Origin of the sequence: Paenibacillus xylanilyticus, from assembly GCF_013359935.1 — a bacterium.
Lineage (GTDB): Bacteria > Bacillota > Bacilli > Paenibacillales > Paenibacillaceae > Paenibacillus > Paenibacillus xylanilyticus.
In genome coordinates this window covers 1-308 of sequence record NZ_JABMCB010000005.1, presented here as the reverse complement: position 1 = coordinate 308, position 308 = coordinate 1, and the positions used below count along the sequence as shown (strand labels likewise).

General features: G+C 51.0%; 2 rRNA genes. Both read right to left on the bottom strand.

The features are described from left to right. Positions 1–104, bottom strand: a 5S ribosomal RNA gene (gene rrf, locus HP552_RS00025); the annotation flags it as partial. An 83-nt stretch (positions 105–187) separates the two neighbouring features. Then, a 23S ribosomal RNA gene (locus HP552_RS00020) occupies positions 188–308 on the bottom strand; the annotation flags it as partial.

Sequence of the window (308 nt, the reverse complement as noted above, 5' to 3'; positions counted from 1 at the left end):
CTACTCTCCCAGGACCCTTCGGTCCAAGTACCATCGGCGCTAGAGGGCTTAACGGTCGTGTTCGGGATGGGTACGTGTGGAACCCCTCCGCTATCGCCACCAAACGAGCATTTGTGAAACAAATGCGTTCAGAGATTATTCTCTGAAAACTAGATCCGAAACGAAACTTGCGACTAGAACCTGCATATTGGATAAGCCCTCGACCGATTAGTACTGGTCAGCTCCATGCATTGCTGCACTTCCACCCCCAGCCTATCTACCTCGTCGTCTTCAAGGGGTCTTACATACTGGGAAATCTCATCTTGAGG